The organism is Flavobacterium sp. (genome assembly GCF_044371705.1).
GTDB lineage: Bacteria > Bacteroidota > Bacteroidia > Flavobacteriales > Flavobacteriaceae > Flavobacterium.
Window position 1 is genome coordinate 1 of sequence record NZ_JBILTE010000143.1, and the last position, 6,430, is coordinate 6,430.

Genomic DNA, 6,430 nt, shown 5'->3' on the forward strand with positions numbered 1-6,430 from the left:
GTTCTTTTTGTTGATTTTACAATGATTGCTCAAATTGGCCCAGGAGACGATGACGGCGGCGGAGATTTAGAAGGTCCTGATGCACCAATAAACGGCCAGATAATATGGTTAGTACTAATTGGAATTGCTTTTGCTTTTTATTTTCTAAAAAAATATCGTAAAGCAAGTGCCAACTCTTAAATAGATGCAACCCCAATTTTGGGGTTTTTTTATACACTAATGCAACCATTTTGATTTTCTTTTCTTCTAAAAAACCCTATTTAAAAGATTTAGTACCCTCCAATTATGCAGATATTCATTCGCATTTGCTGGCGGGAATTGACGATGGGGCAAAAACAGTTGATGAATCTGTTCAACTGATTCATTCGCTCCAATCATTTGGATTTGAGCAGTTTATAACTACCCCGCACATCATGGAGCATTTGTGGAATAATACTAAAGAAACCATTTACGACAGCTTACAGCAGTTACAAAATGAGCTAGCTATTGCTAATCATTTAGTATCTATTCAAGCTGCAGCAGAATATTTCATGGATGGTCATTTTTCAGAGCTTGCGAAACAGCAGTCGCTTTTGTGCTTAAAGGATAATTACGTACTGGTTGAAATGTCGTATCTCAATCCTCCACTTCAATTAATGGATCTCATCTTTGACTGCCAAGTTGCCGGTTATCGACTAGTACTTGCTCATCCGGAACGTTATTTGTTTTATCATTCCAATTTTGACAAATATCGCAAGCTTAAAAAAGCGGGCTGTTTCTTTCAGTTGAATTTATTATCCGTTACCGGCTATTATGGTCAATCTGTTGCTGTGGCTGCAGAGCAATTACTAAAGCAAGGAATGATTGATTTTGTGGGTTCTGATGTTCATCATCAAAACCATGTGAAAGCATTTGAGAATCGTGTGTTGCAGAAGGATTTGCAACCACTTAAAGTTGCTTTTGACAATAATAGGCTTTTTCGGAATTCGTAATGGTATAGGTGATTATGCGGTAAAAAGGTTTCATTTTTTACCATATAAATCAGAGAATTTTTTCCCAGTTTTATACCGAGTAAAGTCTTTTTAAGGTAATGAGCTTTAAACAGTAAAGGAGTATTTACAAAAATTCTTTGGGAGTGAGTTATAAAACGCATCCATTTTGAATAGGTAGCCACCCCACCCTGCGGGCACCCCTCCAGAGGAGGGGAATAGTGTGCAACAATTAAATTTCAGAGGATTACCTAACGAAATTTATTTAAAATTTTTTGATACCATGCTACGGGTTTCTGTTCCAAATCAGCTCCGTAACCGTAGCCATATCCGTAACCGTAACCGTAACCATATCCATAAGTTTTACGCCATTCCGTATAGTTTAAAACTACTGCCATATTGGGTAGTTTGTGCTCTTGGTATAAGTTTTCTGCAAACTTTAACATGCCTTTTTCAAGGTAATTGGCTCGCATCACGTATACAAAGGCATCCGCATTTTTGGCTACAAGTAATGTATCGGTAACCATGCTGACCGGTGCAGTATCTACGATAATGTAATCGTATTGTTTTTTTAATTGTTCAAACAGTAAACTTAACTTATCGCTCATTAACAACTCCACCGGATTGGGGGGAATTACTCCGGAAGGCAATGCAAAAAAGTTTTCATACCCTTCCAATTTTACAATGTAATCATCAATAGTAACCTGCGATTTAGTTAAATAATTTGTCAGTCCTTTTGAGGGCAATTTAACATACTGATCTAATTTTGGATTTCGAATATCTAAACCAATTAAAAGTACTCGTTTACCTGATAATGCTATTGTTGTTGCTAAATTGATGGATACAAAAGTCTTTCCCTCTTTTGGAACCGTAGAAGTGACAAAAATCGTTTTACACTTATCTTCATGAACATGCGAGAGAATAAACTCCATATTGGTTCGAACAATCCGAATGGCTTCTGCAGTACTTGATCGGCTGTTTGCTTTAATTATTTCGTCTTTGGATTCTGATACCGGAATATCACCTAAAAAAGGAATAGAAACTAATTTTTCGACATCCGATCTTGATTTAATTTTCGTGTCTAGAATTTTAATCAAGTATAAAAACCCGAAAGGAACAATTAATCCTGCTAATAATGCTGCTAAAAAAATAACATTCCTTTTAGGAGAAATGGGTCCGCCTCCCGAAAATCCGGAGTCAATTATTTTAGCATTGGTAGCCGTAGCGGCAAGCGATAGTTCTGTCTCTTCTCTTTTTTGTAACAAGTAGAGATATAAAGCTTCTTTGATTTTTTGTTGGCGATCAATACTTTTAAATTCCCTTTCTTGTGTAGGTAACTTAGAGATTTTACCGCCTATTTTATTCTCCTGCTTTAGTAATTCTCTCTTTTTAGTTGCTAATGTTTGTTTGAATTGCTTCAAACTTTCAATCACACTCCGATTAAGTGATTCAATTTTAGCCTCTAAACCGATAACCACTGGATTGTTAGGTGTAGAACCTTTGATTAGTCGGTTGCGGTCTAAAACTAATTTATTTAATTGTCCTAAAAGCTCCGAACTATTCACATCGGAGGTTAAATTACCCGGAAGCAGGTTGTAAGAGCTGTTTTTTTCAACTAACTGTAAAATGTCTTCTACAATTTTCAGTTCTGTCTCTACTTCTAACACCGCCTTCTCAAAATCACTTGCTGATGCAATAAATAATTCGGCCTCAGTTGGAATATCGGTTAAACCTTCTTTTCGCTTATAACCTTCAACGTCCAATTCTACTCCATCTAATTCATTTGATATGATTTCTAGACGTTCCGCTATAAATTCGGACGTTTTTTTGGAAATCATATTTTTATCTGCAATCGCATCTTCAATATACGTTTGTATCAAACCATCTAAAAAATCGGCTGCTTTTTTAGGATTAGGGTCACTCATTCCTAATTCTACAACGGTCACATTTTTACTTAAAGTTGCCACCGACAACCTCCCTTTAAAACTTTGAGCTACAGATGCAACTGAATTGACAACTACTTTTACTTCAAAATCTTTCTTGAGAGCTGCTGCTTTTGAAAGTTCTTTTTTAACCACTTTAAAATCACCCGACACATTTTTAATTACTTCTCCATATTTAAAAACACCCCGTTTTTGCTCTCCCTCAGTCAGTTCAAATACTACATTGTTGATTGATTTTATTTGAAAGACCATTTGTTTTGGATCTGTTGTACCATCTTCAAAAATAAGTTGCACCGGAGATTGATTATACATCTCCTTCGATTTGATAAGACCTTCACCGATATACGAAATATTTAAATCTAATTTGTCGACTGTTTTGTGGACAATTGTTCTTGATTTTAATACTTCAATTTCATTGTCAACATTACTTTTAACCCCTTTGAGTGCTCCTAAATCTGCAAATGCAGCCAATTCAGAATCAAGCCCGCCTTTTTTATCATCTTTAACTAAAATCGTAGCTGTTGCTCTATAAATGGGAGTGGTGTAACGCAAATAGACATAGGCAACTGACAAAAATAGTATGATTGCAAGCACAAACCACTTCCAATAATTCAAGTAGTAGTCCAATTCTTGGCGAATATCAAACGTATTTTGTTCCTGAGTCTCTTGTGAAGATATAGCCATAATGTGTGTAACTTAATTTTATCTGATTGTTAACGCTACTATTGTAATCAGTAAAGAAATTCCTGTAAAAATTACTGTTATATTCGGCCCTACAGCAGATGCATTTATTTTTGTTTTATTAGGTTCCACATAAACAACGTCATTTTGGGTCAAATAATAATACGGTGATTGAAAAAAATCAGCTTTTGTCAAATCCACTCTGGCGTATGTTTTGGTGCCATTTTGTTCTCGAATTACCAATATATTATCTCTTTTACCATAAATGGTCAAATCCCCTGCCTGAGCTATCGCTTCTAAAAGTGTGATGCGTTCGCTACTTATTGTAAAAACACCCGGTTTGTTTACTTCTCCCTGCACCGCAACTTTAAAATTTAAAATTCTAAAATTTATTTGCGGGTCTTTAACGTAATTTGATAACTTATCGACTAACATAGAAACTGCTTGCGAACGGGTTAAACCACCGATTTTTAATGATCCCAAAACAGGAAATAATATGGTTCCTTGGTAATCCACAATATAAGTTTGCTGGCTGATTAAGTTCGCAGCAGGTCCCAATGTAGGCAAATTGAATGGAATTACGGTCTCGGGATCGACTGCTGACACAATGATTTGCAACATATCATCCGGTTGTATCAATGGTTCAAACGACCCGCTTGATTGACCTGCTTGTGCTTCTATATTCTGCATGTAAACCAGTTTTTCGGGGGAGGCACATGAGCCTACAAAAATAATTAATAGAATCCCAAGAAAAAGTTGCTTTGTTACTTTCATTAATGATATTTTAATACAAACGTTGCAAAGGTAGTGATTTTTTTGTTGAGTGTTGTAGGTTATAGGTTAGGGGTTGTAGGTTATGGGTTTAAGATTGTTTAAGGTTGTTTAAGGTTGTTGGTAGCCACCCCACCCGCCGTGGTCGGACACCTCCCTCCAGAGGATGGGAATACTGTTGCTATTTATCTAATAACTGATATTCGGAGTTATTGCTAATGTACTCCGGAACGATTCTTTTCATATATGTAACGATTGCAACATGTGAATCATTTTGGGCTAGTTCCACCAAGGTGTCAATCATTTCGGGGATTTCCCGGTATTCCTCAGGTGGTTCTTGGGCTACAACAATTTTCTCATGTCGAGTGGGCAACGTTAAGGAAGCATCGTTTAACAATTCTTCAAATAGCTTTTCCCCGGGACGTAGGCCTGTAATTTCAATAATTATTTCTTTATCCGGAATAAATCCGGCCATACGAATCATTTTCTTTGCCAAATCGATGATGCGAACGGGTTTACCCATGTCAAACAAATAAATTTCTCCACCATTTCCCATGACTCCGGCTTCTAAAACTAATTGGCATGCTTCCGGAATAGTCATAAAATATCGGATAATATCCGGATGCGTAATTGTAACCGGACCACCTGCTTCTATTTGCTTGGCGAATAAGGGTACGACAGAACCACTGGATCCAAGCACATTACCAAATCGAGTGGTTACAAATTTGGTTGTCATTTGATTCGATTCTTCCTGCTGCGAATAAAAAAGGGATTGCACATATTTTTCGGCAATACGTTTACTAGCACCCATTACATTACTCGGATTTACAGCCTTATCAGTAGAGACCATTACAAATTTGTCGGCCTTGTATTTTAGTGCCAAATCAGCTATGTTTTTGGTACCCATCACATTAACTAAAATCGCCTGGTCTGGATTTTGCTCCATTAAGGGAACGTGTTTATAGGCAGCCGCATGATATACTTTGTGGGGAAGAAATTTTTGAAACATACGTTCCATGGCTTGACGATTACGAATATCCTGAATTACTACTTGTAATTTTACATTTGGATTAATTTTCTCGATTTCCAAGCATAATTCATGCAACGGTGTTTCTGCTTGATCAACCAATATTAGTTCTTCCGGTTCAAATGCTAGAACTTGACGTGCTATTTCACTACCTATTGAACCGGCTGCACCAGTTATTAAAATTCGTTTTTGATGAATTTGTAAAGCTAATTTTGCTTTGTCTAATACAATTGGTTTCCGCTCCAATAAATCTTCAATTTTTATTGCTTGAATTTTACGGGAAATTTCATTTTGATTTTCCCAGTTAGAGATTAAAGGCAATGAATAAACTTTGTAACCATTTTCCAAACAATCATCAACTAGTTCCCGCTTATCATCTGCAGATAAATTACTGTCGGCCAAAATCAATGCTTGCACATTCATTGAACGCATTAAAAGACTGATTTGCCGATTGTTTTGTAATAGTGGTAAATCAAGAATTGTCTTTGATCCACTTTGCGATTTCTGACTTATAAAACCAATCAATTTAAATCGGCCTGGAACCTCCATTTTTAAAGCGTTAGCCACAGCAATAGCATTTGCATCTGAACCAAAAACCAATGCTGGAATCAAACGTTCGTTTGCTTTGACACTAAAGTAGCGTTCGAATACTGACTTTACCAATATTCGAAACAAAAAAAGCATGGAAAAGTTGAGAACGAAATTAAAAATCAATGCGGGTGTTAAAAAAATCTTATTCCAAAGTGTAAAATAAGACAAATAGTTGATTGTTACTAATGTAATAAATCCACTAAAAGTGGCTAATAACAATTTAATACCATCAATAAATGTTGAATGCCGGATAATCCCTGAATAGGTTTTAAATACAAAAAAATAAATTGTATTCACCGCTATTATGATTAAATATTGGATAGAAACCGATAAAGTATCGTAAGACTGAAGTGTTAAATTAGAAATCAAAAAATAGGTTATGGTTGCTGAAAAAAGCAAAATACAAACATCGATTAATAGGACAATCCACCGCGGTAGATAACCAATGT

The 6,430-nt window shown here is 36.0% G+C and carries 5 protein-coding genes; 2 read left to right on the forward strand and 3 right to left on the reverse strand.

Annotated features, from left to right (window positions below; all coding sequences use genetic code 11):
- On the forward strand, positions 1–180 hold a 180-nt coding region (locus tag ACIQ2S_RS09935), incomplete at its 5' end, for a hypothetical protein (protein WP_396175508.1).
- Between the two features lie 50 nt (positions 181–230).
- On the forward strand, positions 231–971 hold the full coding sequence (locus ACIQ2S_RS09940) for a tyrosine-protein phosphatase (protein WP_396175511.1): 741 nt from the start codon (positions 231–233) through the stop codon (positions 969–971).
- Positions 972–1,219: 248 nt separating this feature from the next.
- On the opposite strand, the gene ACIQ2S_RS09945 is transcribed toward ACIQ2S_RS09940, so the two are convergent.
- From ACIQ2S_RS09945 to ACIQ2S_RS09955, 3 genes are all read right to left on the reverse strand, one after another.
- Entirely contained in the window at positions 1,220–3,595 is a 2,376-nt protein-coding gene (locus tag ACIQ2S_RS09945; RefSeq protein ID WP_396175513.1) for a GumC family protein, read from the reverse strand.
- Between the two features lie 18 nt (positions 3,596–3,613).
- Positions 3,614–4,366, reverse strand: a complete 753-nt coding sequence (locus tag ACIQ2S_RS09950) for a polysaccharide biosynthesis/export family protein (protein WP_396175515.1) — start codon at positions 4,364–4,366, stop codon at positions 3,614–3,616.
- A gap of 178 nt (positions 4,367–4,544) precedes the next feature.
- Positions 4,545–6,430: polysaccharide biosynthesis protein (locus ACIQ2S_RS09955; RefSeq protein ID WP_396175517.1), on the reverse strand; the 1,886-nt coding region annotated here is incomplete at its 5' end.

What these genes read in the sequence shown, in the direction of transcription:
- ACIQ2S_RS09945 (WP_396175513.1), bottom strand. Translation starts at nt 3,595, where the DNA reads ATGGCTATATCTTCACAAGAGACTCAGGAACAAAATACGTTTGATATT.
- ACIQ2S_RS09950 (WP_396175515.1), bottom strand. Translation starts at nt 4,366, where the DNA reads ATGAAAGTAACAAAGCAACTTTTTCTTGGGATTCTATTAATTATTTTT.